Origin of the sequence: Bacillus sp. FSL W8-0920, from assembly GCF_038593215.1 — a bacterium.
GTDB classification, from domain to species: domain Bacteria; phylum Bacillota; class Bacilli; order Bacillales; family Bacillaceae; genus Bacillus; species Bacillus pumilus.
This window is the reverse complement of record NZ_CP151974.1, coordinates 190090-208175: the sequence shown is the minus strand read 5'-3', so window position 1 is coordinate 208175 and position 18086 is coordinate 190090. Positions and strand designations below refer to the sequence as shown.

The 18086-nt window shown below is 37.4% G+C and carries 19 protein-coding genes; all 19 read right to left on the bottom strand.

Features of this window, described 5'->3' with window-relative positions; all coding sequences use genetic code 11:
* Window positions 1–2: 2 nt before the first annotated feature.
* The gene (locus NSS78_RS01190) at window positions 3–374 is read right to left on the bottom strand and encodes a GntR family transcriptional regulator (RefSeq protein WP_050943421.1); all 372 of its coding nucleotides are present in this window, start codon (window positions 372–374) and stop codon (window positions 3–5) included.
* Window positions 375–537: 163 nt separating this feature from the next.
* Window positions 538–774: a DUF418 domain-containing protein gene (locus NSS78_RS01185; RefSeq protein ID WP_268483238.1), complete on the bottom strand. Its 237-nt coding sequence runs from the start codon at window positions 772–774 to the stop codon at window positions 538–540.
* Between the two features lie 501 nt (window positions 775–1275).
* Window positions 1276–2616 (bottom strand): hypothetical protein, encoded by a 1341-nt coding sequence (locus tag NSS78_RS01180; RefSeq protein WP_212046277.1) that lies wholly within the window; start codon window positions 2614–2616, stop codon window positions 1276–1278.
* A gap of 125 nt (window positions 2617–2741) precedes the next feature.
* Entirely contained in the window at window positions 2742–3869 is a 1128-nt protein-coding gene (locus tag NSS78_RS01175) for a DUF418 domain-containing protein (protein ID WP_212046278.1), read from the bottom strand.
* A gap of 129 nt (window positions 3870–3998) precedes the next feature.
* Window positions 3999–4214 carry a hypothetical protein gene (locus NSS78_RS01170; RefSeq protein WP_212046279.1) on the bottom strand — a complete coding sequence of 72 codons (216 nt, stop codon included), beginning with the start codon at window positions 4212–4214 and terminating at the stop codon, window positions 3999–4001.
* A 23-nt stretch (window positions 4215–4237) separates the two neighbouring features.
* On the bottom strand, window positions 4238–4660 hold the full coding sequence (locus NSS78_RS01165) for a TlpA disulfide reductase family protein (protein WP_212046280.1): 423 nt from the start codon (window positions 4658–4660) through the stop codon (window positions 4238–4240).
* Window positions 4660–5175, bottom strand: a complete 516-nt coding sequence (locus NSS78_RS01160; RefSeq protein ID WP_106029700.1) for a HEAT repeat domain-containing protein — start codon at window positions 5173–5175, stop codon at window positions 4660–4662. The genes NSS78_RS01165 and NSS78_RS01160 overlap by 1 nt, the downstream gene beginning before the upstream one ends.
* Before the next feature lie 19 nt (window positions 5176–5194).
* Entirely contained in the window at window positions 5195–6616 is a 1422-nt protein-coding gene (gene skfF, locus NSS78_RS01155) for a sporulation killing factor system integral membrane protein (protein WP_212046281.1), read from the bottom strand.
* Window positions 6609–7331: an ABC transporter ATP-binding protein gene (locus NSS78_RS01150; RefSeq protein ID WP_050943432.1), complete on the bottom strand. Its 723-nt coding sequence runs from the start codon at window positions 7329–7331 to the stop codon at window positions 6609–6611. Before NSS78_RS01150 ends, skfF begins: the two co-directional genes overlap by 8 nt.
* 18 nt (window positions 7332–7349) lie before the next feature.
* Complete coding sequence (locus NSS78_RS01145; protein ID WP_212046282.1) at window positions 7350–8840, bottom strand: type II CAAX endopeptidase family protein; 1491 nt, start codon at window positions 8838–8840, stop codon at window positions 7350–7352.
* Window positions 8833–10068: a sporulation killing factor system radical SAM maturase gene (gene skfB, locus NSS78_RS01140; RefSeq protein ID WP_212046283.1), complete on the bottom strand. Its 1236-nt coding sequence runs from the start codon at window positions 10066–10068 to the stop codon at window positions 8833–8835. The genes NSS78_RS01145 and skfB overlap by 8 nt, the downstream gene beginning before the upstream one ends.
* A gap of 63 nt (window positions 10069–10131) precedes the next feature.
* Window positions 10132–10299 (bottom strand): sporulation killing factor, encoded by a 168-nt coding sequence (gene skfA, locus NSS78_RS01135; RefSeq protein WP_106029705.1) that lies wholly within the window; start codon window positions 10297–10299, stop codon window positions 10132–10134.
* Between the two features lie 226 nt (window positions 10300–10525).
* Window positions 10526–10939, bottom strand: a complete 414-nt coding sequence (locus tag NSS78_RS01130; RefSeq protein WP_212046284.1) for a RidA family protein — start codon at window positions 10937–10939, stop codon at window positions 10526–10528.
* A 115-nt stretch (window positions 10940–11054) separates the two neighbouring features.
* Entirely contained in the window at window positions 11055–11819 is a 765-nt protein-coding gene (locus NSS78_RS01125) for an ABC transporter permease (RefSeq protein ID WP_212046285.1), read from the bottom strand.
* Window positions 11816–12733 carry an ABC transporter ATP-binding protein gene (locus NSS78_RS01120; protein ID WP_212046286.1) on the bottom strand — a complete coding sequence of 306 codons (918 nt, stop codon included), beginning with the start codon at window positions 12731–12733 and terminating at the stop codon, window positions 11816–11818. Before NSS78_RS01120 ends, NSS78_RS01125 begins: the two co-directional genes overlap by 4 nt.
* Window positions 12734–12747: 14 nt before the next feature.
* Complete coding sequence (locus NSS78_RS01115; protein WP_212046287.1) at window positions 12748–12939, bottom strand: PLD nuclease N-terminal domain-containing protein; 192 nt, start codon at window positions 12937–12939, stop codon at window positions 12748–12750.
* A 269-nt stretch (window positions 12940–13208) separates the two neighbouring features.
* Window positions 13209–14060, bottom strand: a complete 852-nt coding sequence (locus tag NSS78_RS01110; RefSeq protein ID WP_212046288.1) for a DNA adenine methylase — start codon at window positions 14058–14060, stop codon at window positions 13209–13211.
* Window positions 14061–14113: 53 nt separating this feature from the next.
* Entirely contained in the window at window positions 14114–15790 is a 1677-nt protein-coding gene (locus NSS78_RS01105) for a ParB N-terminal domain-containing protein (RefSeq protein ID WP_342468267.1), read from the bottom strand.
* A gap of 172 nt (window positions 15791–15962) precedes the next feature.
* Window positions 15963–17765 (bottom strand): glutamine--fructose-6-phosphate transaminase (isomerizing), encoded by a 1803-nt coding sequence (gene glmS, locus NSS78_RS01100; RefSeq protein ID WP_008360582.1) that lies wholly within the window; start codon window positions 17763–17765, stop codon window positions 15963–15965.
* Window positions 17766–18086: the final 321 nt, after the last annotated feature.

Here is an 18086-nt window from a genome sequence, read left to right as displayed (position 1 = left end):
TCTCACTCCTCATACAAGAACTTTAATAACTGCTGCAATTCATCAAAAGATAAGCCTAATTCCTTGCCGTTTGTGACAACCGCTCCAAGCTGTTCCTCAATCACCTTCAATTTTTTCTCTCTCATCACTTCTAGGTTTTGTTCCGCAACAAATGATCCCTTGCCTACAATTGAATAAATAAATCCTGCCTTCTCTAACTCTTCATATGCTCGCTTTGTTGTGATGACGCTGATTTGTAAATCCTTCGCCAGCTTTCGAATAGACGGCAGTGCCGCGCCTTCCGCCAGCTCACTCGTTAAAATCATCGATTTGATTTGATTCGTAATTTGCTCATAGATGGGCTCCTTAGAGTAGTTTGAAATCGTAATTTGCATATAAAAACCTCTTTTTTTCTGTACTGGTGTTTGGAACAAAATATTGTATATACACTATATATACATTATATACACACTAGGAGAATAATCAACCATTTTTTGATTGCAATTCAACTAAAAAAAACGCACAGCTCTTCAGCTATGCGGCCTTCCCCCAAAACATTTATCTCCAATACACCCATTTTCCCATCATCCACTCCACCGGACCTCTTCTCCATTTTTTCAAATAGAGATAGCTGATGAACAGCTGTGCTGTATAAAGTCCGACAGCCAGCAGCAGTCCAAACATTGACCCCATCTGTCCAAATAGACCAAGTCCATAAGAATAGAAAATCGTTGTACAAATGATCGACTGCGCCAAATAGTTTGATAGGGACAAACGACCAAGCCCTGCAAGCATAGCGCGATGTTTGTTAACAAACCAAATTACTAACCATCATAAAAACATAATAAAGGGTTTCAAAAGGAGAGAAATTAAGTTATTATGTACAAAAAGGGAAAAAGGGGATTTTATGTTATTTTTTAAGCGTTTTGTATATGGTTTTATTATTTTTCATTCGATATTTTTAAGTACCCTCTTTATATACAGATTTATAAATGGAGGAACAGGAGATAGTAATGAAATTTTCGTATATATTATTTTGCTACTATCGTATATACCATTGCTCGCCATTCTTAGTTATTTTATATTTTACTATACTTTTGGTTATTTCAGATTAAATCCAAAGCTTAAAATCTTTATTGTTGCTATATTAACATCTATTTTCATTAGCTTGTTTCTTGAACTACAACTTAATGACCGTTTTTTTACAATCAATTCTTTCATTTCCGCTTTTATCATGAGCTTAATTTTACCTATTTTTAAAAACAACCTCACTAAAACCAAGTGAGGTTGTTTCTTTTATATTTTAGTATTTATACTCATTCTAGCAGAAGGTGCTACAGGAAACAGATATTCAAATCCCTTATTAGATGCCTTAAAAAGGGTGATACTAATGTCTGTATACGGAATATATGCATACATTTCGTGACTTGGAGCTTGGTCTCTTGAGCCACTGACAGTAATTCTTCCATTTTTGTAAATGACAATGCCTGCTCTATAATTAATAGATGGTGTAACAAAACCAAAGTCATTAAAACCTACTGTTGCATCATGATCAATGACATAATAATTCATATTTTTATCTTTTTTTCCCTGTTTAAAAATAATATTTTTATCTGTTGGTTTCTGCTGTTTTTTAAATTTTCCGTTCTTATCATAAAGCCTTGTATAGTTCACATTCTTTTTGAATGTTGTTTTAGACCCATTTTTTGTAAATCTAACAGCCGTTTCAACCATTGTTCGATGAGTACCATTAGAAAAACTAAACGATCTATTATCCCCACCAAACTTATCTTTAGATGTTATTCCGCTAATTATCGAAGCAGCTGGTGCATATTTAGTTGGTATAAATGTCCGGTAATTCACACCTACTTGATTCGGATAATAATCAACAGGAGGTGTATATCCTGATGTACTCATCTTATCACTTTCTGGAATTTTAATAACTTTAATATATTCGTAAGGTCTGTAGTAATATGATTTAGCATCTGCAAAACCAATTGTTTGACCTCTATTACTCAACTCCGAATTAATTTCTTTGATTTCGGAATCACTTAATCTATGATACACCACAAACTTATATGAATATGTTTCACCACTTTTAATTTCTAAATCTTTAAAACCATTACTGGCATCTTTCGAGATAAGCTTATCATCTTTATATAGTTCTATTTTTCCACTAAAATTATCTTTAACATTTCCTCTTAATTTTAAATTGATCGAGTTATCGATAATAGTACTATCTATGTAGTCTTCATCATTCAAAGGATTTGCTACATCTTTTTCATCTTTTTCATCATTTGAATTCATCAGCTTCATCTTTTTATTAGCCAATGTTTTTGTATCTATCTTTATTACATCAATATTTTTGCCTTCTTTAAACCTTAGAATGTCATATTCTATAGGGGTATTTTCTTCTAAATCTTTATGGGTAAATTTAGGCTCTACACCTTTCCATAATAACTCACCATTGGAATATACCTCATAATTATCTCCATTATCTTCCCAATTCAGATCAATTTCATTCACTCTAGATTTAACATTTACTTGTGATGGTTCTAGTTCCTTTGCTTTTAAATCTTGAACAAAAAACATAAACGAAAACGCAAGTAACGCTAAGAAAATTAACTTATAGTTCAAAAGAATCCCTCCCTTAAACAAAACTAACATATAATAATATATAATACAATATTTTGTATAAAATTAATTTTTTTACTTTTAATAAAAGATCAAGGATTTTACTCCTTGATCTTGATGAAACGATATTATCTCCAAAACACCCATTTTCCCATCATCCACTCCACCGGACCTCTTCTCCATTTTTTCAAATAGAGATAGCTGATGAACAGCTGTGCTGTGTACAGTCCAACAGCAAGCAGCAGCCCAAACATTGATCCCAATTGTCCAAATAGACCAAGTCCATAAGAATAGAAAATCGTTGTACAAATAATCGACTGCGCCAAATAGTTTGAGAGAGACAAACGACCAAGTCCTGCAAGTAGACGTTTGAGGCCTTCGGCTGCCTTCGAATAGTAGAAAACAATAAAAGCTTGAATATACCCGATCGCCAGTACATAGCCACCGAGAATCATAACGAATTCACTCCAAGGCGCATCAATGAACGTCGCACATTTTAGCGCAAGCCCGACGACAATGACCCAGACCCAGCCTTTGCGATAAGCCATCCCTCGATCTTCTTCCGTGAGATGTCCTCGTTTACCAATCACCATACCTAGCAATGCAAACGGCCCCACCATCATCGTACCGAAAAGAAACCCTAGTATCGGCATAAGCGTAATGGTCACGATCGCCAGAATGACGGTCACAATCAGCATATCGTCTTCAACCGTAACCCGGCTGAGCAAAATATCCCCATATGCTCCCTTCGCATACACATCGGTTAAAAGTTCATCAGTCCCATAAACGAGCTTCATCATATATGGCACAACGACTAATGACAACGCACCTAACACACCCGACCAAATCAGCATTGTTTTAATCCGGCTGCTCAAAAACATCATCAAGAAAAACGTACAAGCTCCATAATAAAGAAGAATGTCACCATTCCAAATAAAGATGTAATGCAGCATCCCAAGAACAATCAGACCAAAACCACGGCGAACGACAATGGCATTCGTATTTAGTCCCTTGGCCTTCGTCGATTCAATCAGCTTGATAAAAGAATACCCAAACAAAAAGGAAAAAATCGGATAAAAAGACCCTTGGAACAATATTTCAGTCAGATAAACGCCGAATTCCTGCCCCCAAAAACTCGAATCAAACATTTTCTCAAAATCATAATCATATTGAAAATTAAGCATATTCACGATCAAAATACCTAATAAACTAAAACCACGTAAACTATCAATTAACTCAACCCTAGATCCCTTCAACACGACAGCTCCTTCGGAAAATATAAAAGCATATTTATCCTACCACACTTTTAAAAAATTGGTCTCTACACCCATGTAAAAACATGCGTTTTAAGGTAAATTTAATAAAAAAAACCTAGAATATACATTCTAGGTTTCATACGAATGAATTGATGAATGATGACTTTCTTCTTTCCGCATCACACGGTTCAAATAAAACAAAATCCCCAATCCCCAAAAAATCAACGTCAGCTCCCATTCTGCTGAAATCGAAAACCATTTCAGTATCATTAAAGCCAACAAAACCGCTCCAATCCCAGCGAAAAAAATGGCGTTTCTTTTTAATTCTTTGTTTGATTGAAACAACACTCTCTCCTCCCTGATACTTGCTAACTAATTGAATGTTTTTCTATCTTTTTCAATATTTTTTCCAAGCCGCTATCTCCCATTTTCCGATCTATTAAATTTCCCTCTTCATCTATAAGGCAAAAGCTAGGTAACCCTTGAATCTTATACTTTGCAACAATCTCATAATCCTGATCCAACACAATAGGAGCGGTCATATTTTTTTCCTCTGCATATTCTGAAACAACATCTGCCGACTTTTCATCTTCTGTATATGGAACATGGACACAGGTTAAATGAATACCCAACTGATTTACACGATATAGAATGTGGTCGGTTAATTCTTCACAATGCGGACAGTTGACTGACCAAAAATATAGAAGTTGCTGTCCCTCAGATAAACTCCTTTGATCTGAAGGAAAAATCCAAGGGAGGTGCTCAGGCCAATTGAGTTTTTGCGTTTCCACTATTTATCCCCCTTTTCCTTTAGCTGAAAAGCAATAATCTTCCCTAATGCTTCCTCTGCAGCAAAAGGAGTGACGCTGCCTGTTGGATTTTCTTGTTCTTGTTTTAAGCACTCGTACATGTTTTTTTCAATTTTTGATGGATCAATCCAAGAGATACACCATGATGCCCAGAAACAAGTAGGTCCCTCATAACGTTTAGCCAGTGCCAGAAGGAATGGCAAGCTAGGCTGTCCAATCCTCATGAGTGACATGGCAGCGGCCATTCTTGTATCCTCTTCTTCACTTTCTAATAGCTGCGCTAGTGGCTCAGCTGCTTCTCCCGCATCTGCTCCAAATTCACCAAGTACAGCTGCTGCAATGTTCCGCAGAGATCCTTTTTCTTTTAAAGCCTCAACAAGGACGGGCACTGCATCTTTTCCGAACTTTCTCAATTCCCCTATTGCTTGAACGATCGTTACTTCATTTGTATTTGCCAATTGTTGAACTGATTGAGACAGCTTATTTTCTGGTTTCATTGACAATCAACTCCTCTTTTTAATGAACCGCACGGTATCGATAACAAAGCACATAAAATCCTGCTCCAGCCACTAGGGATACAATTGTTGTCAACAAGCCATCAGTGATTAGATGAATGCTAATCATAACCATAGCACTAATCACAGACGCAAATAACAATGATCGATAATAGGCGGCCAAAGCAAAACTCCTTTCTCGTCTCAGGGGCTGCATAAAGGCAAAGAGCCGTATGGCCAAAAACCATATATAAACTCCTCCACCAAATAAGGTCCAATACAATACATCCTGAATCTCAATTAAATAAAGAAAAATCAAGTAGAACGCATACAGCCAAAAGGTTTGAAACACTTCTAACAGAATGATTTTTTGATATAAAGCGCCTGGAAAAAGGTAGAGCACTCCTGTTTGTGCGTGTCTTACAATCCCTGCATAATATGAACTAAAAAGAACGGATGCCGCAATGACGATCAAGAATAGATTCAGCCAATCTGAAAAATAAGTAAAGACAACATAGTAAGTACCAATTAACAGCATGGTAAATAGCACATGGAAGGTGATATATTTTTTTATCAGCAATAATTCAATCCAAAGAAAAGCCCAAATGCCCGTTAATGCCGGAAGTCCCCACCATGTCCTGCTCTTTTTTTGAACGATTGGACTTGATTGAATATGTTTCCCCTCAAATTCCTCCCAAAATACTGCTTCCTTGACTAAAGACTCCTTCATCTCTAAACGATGACTAGCCCTGTACATCATCGTGAAAGATAGGAACATCACTCCCACAAAAATGAAGAAAGAAAGGATGGAAAACTGTTCAATCATACGTCCAGCTTGAAACATCAAAGAATCAGCAAAGTTCATCAAAGAGGGCTGTTTCATCATCAACTGATTCAAAACAAGCAGTGCAAAGCTGAAAAACATCAATACAAATCCGAGTAAGAGCAGTCGCTTGTATACTCGAATGGTTCTAGCACAAGACACCGCAATCATCCAAGTTTCGACCAAACATAACAGCCCTGTCAGGATGAGTGATTTGCCAAGCAGAAACGGGTACTGCTGCGTCATAAAAAACAGAAGAAGATCCGCAGCCAAAGCAGAGACAATAAGAAGAGCACCTCGCCAGAAAAGGTGATATAACCATACACTGATGACAACTGTCCATAGAGAAGCGCCATTTCCATATAACCAAATGATATCGTTCATTTGACTAGGCAGACGATTTGTAAACAAGCCAAACCCCGTATAAAGAACAAACAAACAGACAATGATCCACCCAGCTGCAACCGCATTCCAATCACCCATACTTGAAACTGCGCTTAGCTGAAAACCAATTGCCGCAATGAAAAGAAGTAAGATCAGAAAAGGCATTTTCTTTTCTTGATTTTTACTGATCAAGCGCCTTTGAGATTTCATCCATAAAAGGAAGAGTGTGTTATTCACTTGACCACTCCCCCAGAAGTTGAATGACTTCTGCCCTCCACTCACTCTGTTCTTCCTTTAATTGAGGAACATCCATATTCTTCATGATGGCACCGTCTCGAATCAATACCACCCTACTGGCCGTATCGAGAACGAACTCCAGACTATGAGTCGACACAAAGACCGACCCACCTTGACTGCTTTTTTGTCTCAGCCAATCCGACAGCCACTGTTTTGATGGAATATCTAACCCGACAGTCGGTTCATCTAATATAAAAAGGGAGGCATCTTGAACAATGGCCCCTGCTAAGACGACACGCTGCTTTTGACCTCTTGACAGCCTTCCGCACAGTTCGTTCATCTTTTTTTCCATATGTACTTCTTTCAACGCTCCATATACCTTTTCCTTGATCTGTTTTAAGCCTTTATGATATCCTCGAGCACGGAATTGAACATGTTCAGCAGCCGTTAAGTCTGGATACAAATACGGCTGATCAGGAATAAGAGCTACTTGTTTTTGGACATGGGAATGACCAGGCGGGAAACCCTCAATGAGAATTTCCCCTCCATCTGGTTTATATAGCCCCGTTAAACACCGAATCGTTGTCGTCTTCCCGGCTCCATTAGGCCCGAGTAGCGCCACAACCTCACCTGCTTCGATGGAAAATGACAGACCCTCTATCCCATCACCATTGCTATATCGTTTGCTTATATTCTGAACCTCCATGAATGGCATCAAATCTCTCCCTTACTATTAGAGTGATGTATGCTGAGGCTTCTTGGTATGTATATATCTCTGAAATTTAAATTGCCACAAGGGCATACACACGAGCACCAAATTGTGAATGAAATGTGCCGCAAGTACACTAATAAATCCATAATTCACAAAAAGAAAACCAAGGAAACATCCAAAAGTGAAAAGGTGCGCCCAGCGGACCCATCTCGGATCATACCCTGTAACTTGATGCATGATTGCCCATAAAAAAGATGATAGTAAAATTGACAGCACAGTATTATTACTTAACCATAAAAATAAAGAAATCATTAAAAGTCGGTATATGACTTCTTCTCCTATAGAACTTTGCAGACTCATATTTAGCCCTTGCCTTAAAGTAAATCCAGACAAAAACATACTTCTATTTGATAATTCTGGAGATATACGTAATCGATTTATTTTCTCTAATAGATAAAAAATAAATGAAGTGATGCCTAGACTAATAAGTCCACCGCTAAGACCAATAAAAATCTGCTCACTAATTCGATCTAAAAATGCTAAACCTAATTTATTCGCAAGAGCCCCTCCTCCCAATGAACATATAAATACTACAAATCCTGTCAATAATCCTGCAAACATCGTGGAGAGTATTCCAAGTAATTTAACCGTATGAACACTCATCCTAGCATCATAAGCATTTACAATGGTTAACTGTATATCTTCTTTAATCGTGAGCGATTGTACTAAAACAATGATTAAACCTAGTAAAAGACTTAGTATGATTTGAGTTTGAACATCCATTAAGACTAAAACTAAAATAGCCACAACCATCGCAGCAGCTGATGCTAACATACCTGATATCCCAAAAGTAGATTCAACTTGTTCATCTCGTATTACTTTATTCATCTGATCTGTTAGAATCTCTGTATCTGTACCAATATAAGTAATTACACCTGATTGCATTTCAACTGTTATCTTAAGTCGAACATCTTCCTTTTCAGCAATATACCAATATGTTTTGACTTCACGAAAATCCTCTTCCTTTGAACCCGAACCAGTAGACTGTGTCTTAGCCCATAGTCCTGATGAAGAACAAGTTAGTTGATCCTTTAACCCTTCTGGTGATATTTTATTAGCTTTATTAGATAATGATGCTTGCCTAACATCTGCATAAAAAAATGTTACTTCATGCTTTGCGTTCACTCCTATTACAAAAGATTGATGTTCATGAACAAAGCGAACACGCCATGACTCTACCAAGCCCATTTCGTGAAGTATACGTCGATTTTTATTCAGTAAACCTAGATGATGTAGTTTATTCACGGTTTCATGGTCATACCAATAGACTGAATAAACATCCCATTCTTCTACATCCACGCCTACAAATTCTTTAATAAAGTCGATACTGACTTTTCTTGCCTCACTTTTATCTAAAAGATTTGATTCTATAGTTGATACTCTATACTTCATGAATAGGACAAGTCCTATCACTCCTAGAGCTGTCCACATAATGATAGTAAAACTATTCATGTACAGCTCCTGCTTTCATCTCATTTTCAAATGGAAGGTCTGGTTCTGAAAGTTCAACTTTCCCAATACATTTACAGTTTTTTGCTTCACATTTCAATTTCATTAGACGTGCTGGTGAGCCAATATCAGAAAATGAATCTGTTAGAATATGACCTAAAGAGATATCCTCTAATTGACAAGGTGTCACATACCCATCTGCCCTGATATACCAGGCCAGATAACCAGGCGTACAAAAATCAGTTGTAAAAGAACTTTCTTCGTGTTCCCAGTCTATTATATTCAGGTGTTGATCCCATTTATGACGTGCCTGCTGTAATTGACTTTGAACACGCTGTTCAAATGACTTCTCCAGTGCTTTAAAGTTCTTTGTAGCACGCCCAACGGATAAAGTCTTTCCAGCACGAAAAATGGCAGCATTTACTCTTGCACAATGATCTATAACCTCTGTAACTTGATCAACGTTTATTTCATTGATCGTCATTGCAACAATTACGGGGACATTCATTTCTGCTAAATGTTTGATCGTTTCCATACTCTCTTGAAAAGCACCTTTTCTTCCTCTTAAGGAATCGTGAGTTTCGCTCGTACCGTCAATACTAATTTGTACAGTTACATTGCCCAAATAACTAAGAAGTTCAACTTCTTCATGTCTCCAGTTTAGTCCATTGCTAAACACATTTACATTCGTAAATAATGAACTGGCTGCCATTACAATCTCTTTAAAACCTTTGATTAACTTTGCTTCTCCCCCCGTTAAAGTAACATCAGCTACTCCCTGGGCTGCTAACTTTTGCATCACTTCGATCCATTGAGAACATGTTAACTCATCGGGATAAGGCTTCCCAGAACTGGCATAACAGAATGAACAACCTAAGTTACAGGCATTGGTTAATTGCAAAGTACAGCTAATAGGTAAATAAGACTGTAGCGATCCAGAAAACTGAATGGGCTGATCCAATAACCCCTGTGTCCAAGCCTCTGTAAAAGGGTGGGCACTCAACTCTTCACGCAACTGATCAGCTGTCAACTCTTCTTTTTTAACGATCTCCCAAATACGAGCAGTTTTGCTTAAATCTTTATTCTTAGATAATAAAAATGCAAGTTGAGCGCCTCTTCCGCTCAATCTAAAATAATACATTGATTTTCTATCTATCATGACGGCCCCATGAGGCTGTAAGTGGATGGCTAATTCAGGTAACTCATATTTTGAAATTTGATTATTCGACATAAAAACACCCCTTTTTATAGAATAAGGAGTTAGCAATGTATGCATAACTCCCTATGTTACTCATTAAAGAGCTCGCATTGCAGGATGTGGAAGTGCACAAACACGTGTCATCGGTATACTCTTCGAGGCCCAGCACCCCATACATCCAGCAGCCTTTACAATTGACGTACCACCTGGACGTTTAAGGTCTTTTTTACTCACAGATTCCCATTCTTTTTGGTTTCGTTTCATAAGTAAAACCTCCTCTTAATTGTTGCATAGTGTCAATAGACCCATCTACCATGCACCCTGATATTACCATATGGAAAATGTCGAAGTAAGGGGAATTGTGTAAATAATTCTAAAAATAAACTTAAAAGGGATTTATAGTATATTATTTAGATGAACAATAAAAAAAAGATTGGCTGCGATACTCCAATCTTTTAGACAAACTTTGTAGTTTTTGTACTATTTTAACTTAATAACAAGCCCCGTCACCAAAAACCATCTCCTGACACGCCCACGCATCCACCTCTACCTTTAATGCTGGGGATGCCAATGCCACCACATAAATCATCGTCATACAAGGCAGATGATCACCTAAAAACTGCCCCATGATTCGTTTTCTGCTCTCCGCATCGAACTCTCCTACGAGATAAAATACTAGTTTCGTGATGTCCTCTACCGCCATGTCTGCCGCTTCTACGTTTCGTTTCACATTTTCTAATGCTAATTCGAGCTGCTCCAACGGACTCTCTGGGATGGTTCCATCAGCCTCCATCCCCACTTGACCTGATAGGGTTAACCACCGCTGTGGTCCTGTTGTTTCTATTTGATGAGTGTAGAGTGCAACTGGCGGGTGAATGGCCTCCGGATTACGTGATGTTTTCATTGATAAAAACTCCTTTTCTGAAAATACAGTCAATTTTTATCATCATATCAAACTTTCAACGGTATTCAGATTTTTATGCTCATAGTAAACCTGAAGAAACAATCGCAACCGCCTGCTATAATTCTTGTTTTCTAAAAAGAAACCATCCGATGAGAAAAAAGAAACCAATCAATACCGATACACCTAGAAAGCTTGTAAGCGCCTGATCCGAATAAGTTCCTCCATGAATCATCTCCTCGGCCGCACTTGTCACGCCTTTAGGCGCAAACTTCCCTAATGTATCCTCATAAAATGAAGGAACGGTAAATAAAATAAGGTTGATCAAAAGCGATACACCGCCAGCTGTGACGGAACGCGTAAAGAATGCCGAAGCACAAATGGTCGACACGACAATCAGCAATAAATTGGGATAATAAAGAAGTGTTCCTTTTACGACATTGCCCCAATCCACATGCCCAAATTGAATATCCACATAATAAACGGAAGCAAGCACCGCCACTACCAAACTAAACAAAGTCAAACAAGCATAGGCGCATATTTTCGAGACATAATAACTCATTCGACTGATTGGTTTCACCATAATCATCGCCGTCACCCCAGAGGCACGCTCTCCTGCGATCGTCCCCATCACGATCATAATTAGAATAAAAACGCCAAGCGAATCAAATTTACTCAATGCACTGGCTAAAGCCTCACCAGCGCTAGGCTCTGGTATATAAAATGTGGACCCTTCAGGTAGATTCGCTGATTTCGACAAAAGATCCGGCAGCATTTTGAGTGTAATAGGCTGTGTGATCATTAAAATCGTAAAAATGATCGGTACAAATAAGATTTTATAACTAGTGAATAACTCCCTAAATTCCTTTTTCAACATCATCATGCCGTCACAACCTTCATGAAAATATCTTCAAGCGTCAGCTTAGATAGTCGATATTGGAGAAGAACACCGCCAGTTTCAGTGATGAGCCCCGGCAGCTCCTTCAATGCTGTTTGCTGATCTTTGACTCGCACCTGATAAGCGTTTCCTATCTCCATGCATTCCTCCACCCAATCCCGTTCTTTTAACAAAGCCACTAGTTTCGTATTCTGTTGTTCTAATTGAAATTCAATCACTGGCTGAATATAGTCTTCTTTGATTTGTTTCATCGAAGAGGACATCTCAATTTCACCGCTGTTGATCATGATAATATGATCCGCCACACGTTCAATATCATCTAAAATATGGGTCGACATAAAGATCAGCATCTCTTGTTTCAGACGCTCAATCAAAGTCAGGACATCTTTCCTTCCCATTGGATCAAGTGCAGACACAGGCTCATCTAGAATAAGAACCTTCGGGCTGTTGATGAGCGCTTGTGCAATGGCGAGCCTTTGCTTCATCCCTCCGCTATAGCTGCCAATGGCACGATCCTTCGCCTCATATATGCGGCAAAGCTTCAACAGCTCCTCTGTTTTGGAGCGAATGATGTTTTTCTCTAATTGAAATAACCCGCCAACCCAATGCATCCACTCCTGCCCCGTCATATCCTGATAAAATGCAGGCTGTTGCGGACAATAGCCAATCACATGACTAATGTCATCCATGTCCTTTGTCACATCCATACCCGCCACCTTCACAACGCCAGACGTAGGACGAGCAAGCCCCGTCAAAATCCGAATCGTCGTTGTCTTCCCCGCTCCATTGGCTCCTAAAAAGCCGACACATCCAACCTCCCCAACAGAAAACGAAACGTTTTTTAAAATTTCATGCCGACCATACGATTTCGTCAGCCCATGACACTCCAACATATTCAAACGAACTCCCCCTTTTAAGAATGCTTACGACCAAAAATGAAATACGCAATAGGACCGACACTCGCCACAAACACAATCACCAAAGCCCAAACCCACTTCACCTCTCCTTTGATCCTCGATGGATCTCTTTTCAGCAAATCGAACAAACCAATCACCATCAAAATCGCTTGCAGCAAAATAAGAGGTAATATCATCTTCATATCCATCCACGCCACTCCCTTTTCAAACACCAATTTGTTTTGGTATTACTTCTTTTGACGACATGAAGAGGGAATTCGTTCAAAAGGATTTTATTTTTATCTATCTATCGGTCTATAAATATAAAAAAAGCCCAGTGAAGGTTATTCACTGGGCTTATATATATGTTTAAACACTTGCTCGTCGATTTTACTCTTTTCAACAGCTGAACACATCAATTTTTTACTCTTTTTAAACTCTAAATGCATTACATAGTAAAGTATTTTCACATAAAAAATTAAACTAAATTCAAAAATCTATTAAAATCTCCACTGTTTATTTTCTTTGAAAAAAATATAAATTCCTGACCTTTAGTTGGTTTAGAAATTGAATAATTCAAAAAGTACTTTAAACAATAGTAATTCTTATAAAGTTCTTTTATTTGATCAGATATATCATAAGTCAAAATCCAATATCGTCTATTCATTTCATTTTTTATGACTTTTGCTAGTTCTACATGATCATCGTGTGAATAAAAATTCGTGTATAAATCAGGTCCTTTATCATAATATGGTGGATCAAAAAAAGTTAGTGAATTTCGAGTTTGTTTTATTTCTTTTTTTATAAATTCTTTGGCATCATAATTACATACTCTTATCTGCTTTGAATAGGAAGAAATAAGTTCAATCCTTCTAATAATTGCTTGTTTATTAAATCTGCAATCAATTTTATAGTCACCTGTTTGATTTTTACCACCAATAACACCTGCTTTAATAATTCCAGATCTGTTCGTTCTATTCAAGAAAAGAGTAGATAGGGCTAGGGATAACTCATCAATACTATTTTTCTGTCCTTGAATTTCTTTTTGAATATACCACTGATCAATATTTATAGGTATATCAATTATACGTTTAATTAATTCTTCTGGATTATTAACAACTACATTCCAAAATGCATATATACTTCTATCATAATCATTGATAATGATTTTATTTACATCTCCATTTATTAATAAACGAAGAGCTACAGCTGCCCCCCCAGCAAAAGGCTCTATATAAGATGTAATATTATTAGTATTTACAAGATACCTTACATATTGATAAACTTTATCTTTCCCACCAGGATACCTTAGTGGAGAAACACTAGCCATTTTCGCCATCACCTCTTATGTTAAGAATGATTTAAATTAGAAAGAAGTTGATTTCACCTAATATGAAGGTCCATATGGAGATAATTATGAAAAACGGCTAGAATAGGCATAATTTCTAAATTTACTTTCTCTACTAAAACATTGTATACTGTTGCGTAACTATCATGAGTAATCAAATTTAAATAGTCATACAATTTATTAGTATCAATAGCACCTATTAAATTTTTTATAGCTTGATATTTTAAATGGTTTTCTCCTCGACATATTTCATGCAAATTTGATTTCTCAGAGAGTTTCTCTACTAAAAATTTTAGATTTTGCTTCGGATTACCGTGATTTTTTATTTCTTTACTATTCATTACTTCTTCAATAGATAGTTCCATCAATTGCCTTAAAGACGAAGCAATCATATATCTATAGTCTACTGCATTTTCCAAAGATTGTATCTCTTTTATCAACGTATCTACTGTATTATTTATCTTTAATTTTGCATCTCCTATTATAAATGAAGCAACTGATGTAAAGAATTCATTCTTTGGTTGATTTGTCTCAATTCTTTTGTTTGGAACTCTTACCTTTATTTCAATTCTTCTAGAGATAGATTCACCTTTATAATTTAATTTGGCTTGTACACTATAATCACCAATAGAAGCATCTCCAGAAAAGATATTGTTTCTGATGTAATTACTCTCAGTAGAGAAAATCACCTTATTTTTTAAATTCTCTCCGTTGGAGTCAGTTGCATTTTCAATTAACTCTAATAAATTGTAATCATTATATAAATAAACAATCTTTTTATTTGTTATCAAATTTAAAATCAATTTATATTGTTCTTCTTGTTTTGGGTTTCCTTCTGGGTTTCCTTCTGTCTCTTTTCCTTCTGGGTTTCCTTCTGTCTCTTTTCCTTCTGGGTTTCCTTGAGAAATAGGTTCTATTTCCTCAAAAAAATTAGAAGCCATTTCCGCAGTGTATACATCAGCCACAGTCGCATTTTTTGAAATGAAAAATTCTATCATTTCACATATTTTATTAAAGTGGACACTATCAGTTAAATCAACTTTTAAACCTCGATCTAATTGAAATATTCTTTTACGTATATTAGAATAGCCAAAAATTCTATTCAAGGTTGTAGCAAAGCTTCCTTTTTGGAGTTTATTGTACAGTTCTCTCTTTTCAGCAGTTTTCTCTAGTTTTTTATATATTAAATTTCCTAACCCTAATGGTTGATTAAGGTGTTGAGAATTGAAAGTGTCTTTTTCATTAGAATCCCAATTAATTTGACCCTTTCCATTTTGTTCTCCAGAGTGTAACTTTGCTACATGATTCGCCATAGATTTTGAATCAGTATATACTTGAACATTGAGTTTCAGCTTTTTAACATCAAAATTTTCTTTCATTATTTTTAAATTTTCATAGACTTTTGGATAATCGTTTTTTATAATTTCAGATGTATTATTATTTAATAACTTTAACGCTGTTAATCTTCTATTTCCATCATGAACTATAAATTCACCATCTTTTTTGAGTACAATGAAATTTTCAAGAACTATACCTGTCTCAACAATGTCTTCTATTAAAGACATTATTTTACCAGGCCCAACTTTTTTCAATTGAAAAAAAGTTAGAATTGCTTCTGCCTCACTTTTTACCTCTCTTGGAAACCTAGGATTTGTCATAGATAAAGTTAGATCAGTTATATACATTTCTTTTAATTGTGGCTGCTCATACATTTAAATTGACCCCTTTAATATGAAATCTACACATTTTTAAAACTTCAGTATTTCTCTTATATTTTACCAGGTGTAATATTTGAACAAAAAACTCCTCTAGATAATAATATCTAAAGGAGTTTTTAATTACAATATTTTTCTAAATTTAAATGAAAATTGACCTATCTCTTGTCTACTCCACCGTCACACTCTTCGCAAGGTTACGTGGTTTATCCACATCACACCCGCGGTGAAGTGCTGCGTAGTAAGCGATTAGCTGTAATGGAACAACAGATGCAAGTGGTGCAAGTGCTGGGTGTACAGCTGGAAGGACGAAACGGTCGCCTTCGTCTTCTAGGCCTTTTAGTGAGATGACACATGGGTTTGCACCACGTGCAACGACTTCTTTGACGTTCCCGCGAATGCTGAGGTTCACGTGCTCTTGCGTTGCAAGGGCAATGACCGGTGTGCCTTCTTCAATTAAAGCAATTGTGCCGTGTTTGAGTTCTCCACCAGCAAAGCCTTCTGCTTGGATGTAAGAGATCTCTTTTAGCTTCAGTGAACCTTCAAGGCACACATAGTAGTCAAGTCCTCTTCCGATAAAGAATGCGTTACGTGTTACTGTGAAGAAATCACGAGCGATTTGTTCCATTTCATCCTTTTGATCCACAAGGGCTTCCATTGCATTTGCTACAATACCAAGCTCTTTCACAAGATCAAAGTCAAGAGATTGACCATTTAATTCAGCTGCAACAGATGCAAGGATTGCAAGAACAGCGATTTGCGCTGTGTAAGCTTTTGTTGAAGCCACTGCGATTTCTGGTCCTGCATGAAGAAGCAATGTGAAATCCGCTTCACGAGAAAGCGTAGATCCTGGTACGTTTGTGATTGTTAATGCTTTATGACCAAGCTCTTTGACTTGAACAAGTACAGCACGGCTGTCCGCAGTCTCCCCAGATTGAGAAAGGAAGATGAACAACGGCTTTTTCGATAGAAGCGGCATGTTGTAAGAGAATTCACTTGCTACATGGACTTCTACAGGTACTTTTGCCCAGTCTTCAATATATTGTTTACCAACAAGTCCTGCATGATAGCTCGTTCCACAAGCCACGATGTAAATGCGGTCTGCTTCTGCTACTGCGCTTGCGATATCGCCAGCGACTGACAGCTTACCGTTTTCGTCTTGATATTCTTGGATGATTTTGCGCATGACAAGCGGCTGCTCATCCGTTTCTTTTAACATGTAGTGAGGATATGTGCCTTTCTCGATGTCGCTTGCATCTAGCTCAGCGATATAAGAAGGACGTGTCATGATATCACCGTCAAGGTTTTTGATGATAACCTCGTCTTTTGTGACAATGACCATTTCTTTATCCATTAATTCCGCATATTCGTTTGTTACTTGAAGCATCGCCATTGCGTCAGAAGCGACAACGTTGAAATCTTCTCCGAAACCAACCAATAATGGGCTTTTGTTTTTCGCCACATAGATTGTTTCTTTGTTTTCGTTATCGAAAAGAGCAATTGCGTAAGAGCCTTTTAGTTGAAGAAGCGTTTGACGGAAAGCTTCCTCTGTATCAAGACCTCTGTTCACAAATTGTTCGATGACTTGAACAACAACCTCTGTATCTGTGTCGCTTTTTAGTGTGACGTCTTGTAAATATTCGCGTGTCAATTGTACATAGTTCTCAATGACACCGTTATGAACAAGCGTAAAACGGCCAGAAGCACTTTGATGCGGATGCGCGTTTAGATGGCTTGGTACACCGTGTGTTGCCCAGCGTGTATGTCCGATTCCAGCTGAAGATGCTACGTTTGCATCAACAACTTCACGAAGCTCAGCGATACGTCCTTTTTCTTTGAACACATGCACGCCTTCTTCGTTTGCCACAGCGATACCTGCTGAGTCATACCCGCGGTACTCAAGCTTTTCTAAACCCTTTAATAAGATTTCCTTCGCATCATTCTGACCAATATAACCTACGATTCCACACATAAATATTCTTCCTCCCGTTCATGTGAAAGGGACAAAGAAAGCCTACTACAATAGAAGGGACATTTCTTCGTCCCTCTCTACATGTTTAATTTGGGAGATCATGTGTATTCCCTTTGTACAAAGAGTCACCTCTTTGCTTTAAAGAAACACTTACGGCTGTGATCTCTTCTTTGATCAGCCGGGAGGCATCCGCCGAAAATTCGATAACCTCCATCCTCGTCAACTAAGCATCTTTCGTCCGATCGCTTAGTTCGGGCGCTATAATTATAAGAGAGTTTCTGAACATCTACCCTGCCTTTCCTGATAGAATAAAAATCCAGT

Bases quoted from the DNA above. Each gene is read 5' to 3' on its own strand.
- NSS78_RS01190 (WP_050943421.1), bottom strand. From the start codon at position 374: ATGCAAATTACGATTTCAAACTACTCTAAGGAGCCCATCTATGAGCAA.
- NSS78_RS01185 (WP_268483238.1), bottom strand. From the start codon at position 774: ATGCTTGCAGGGCTTGGTCGTTTGTCCCTATCAAACTATTTGGCGCAG.
- NSS78_RS01160 (WP_106029700.1), bottom strand. From the start codon at position 5,175: ATGAAACCAGAAAATAAGCTGTCTCAATCAGTTCAACAATTGGCAAAT.
- NSS78_RS01150 (WP_050943432.1), bottom strand. From the start codon at position 7,331: ATGCCATTCATGGAGGTTCAGAATATAAGCAAACGATATAGCAATGGT.
- NSS78_RS01145 (WP_212046282.1), bottom strand. From the start codon at position 8,840: ATGAATAGTTTTACTATCATTATGTGGACAGCTCTAGGAGTGATAGGA.
- skfB (WP_212046283.1), bottom strand. From the start codon at position 10,068: ATGTCGAATAATCAAATTTCAAAATATGAGTTACCTGAATTAGCCATC.
- skfA (WP_106029705.1), bottom strand. From the start codon at position 10,299: ATGAAACGAAACCAAAAAGAATGGGAATCTGTGAGTAAAAAAGACCTT.
- NSS78_RS01130 (WP_212046284.1), bottom strand. From the start codon at position 10,939: ATGAAAACATCACGTAATCCGGAGGCCATTCACCCGCCAGTTGCACTC.
- NSS78_RS01125 (WP_212046285.1), bottom strand. From the start codon at position 11,819: ATGATGATGTTGAAAAAGGAATTTAGGGAGTTATTCACTAGTTATAAA.
- NSS78_RS01115 (WP_212046287.1), bottom strand. From the start codon at position 12,939: ATGGATATGAAGATGATATTACCTCTTATTTTGCTGCAAGCGATTTTG.
- NSS78_RS01110 (WP_212046288.1), bottom strand. From the start codon at position 14,060: ATGGCTAGTGTTTCTCCACTAAGGTATCCTGGTGGGAAAGATAAAGTT.
- NSS78_RS01105 (WP_342468267.1), bottom strand. From the start codon at position 15,790: ATGTATGAGCAGCCACAATTAAAAGAAATGTATATAACTGATCTAACT.
- glmS (WP_008360582.1), bottom strand. From the start codon at position 17,765: ATGTGTGGAATCGTAGGTTATATTGGTCAGAATGATGCGAAGGAAATC.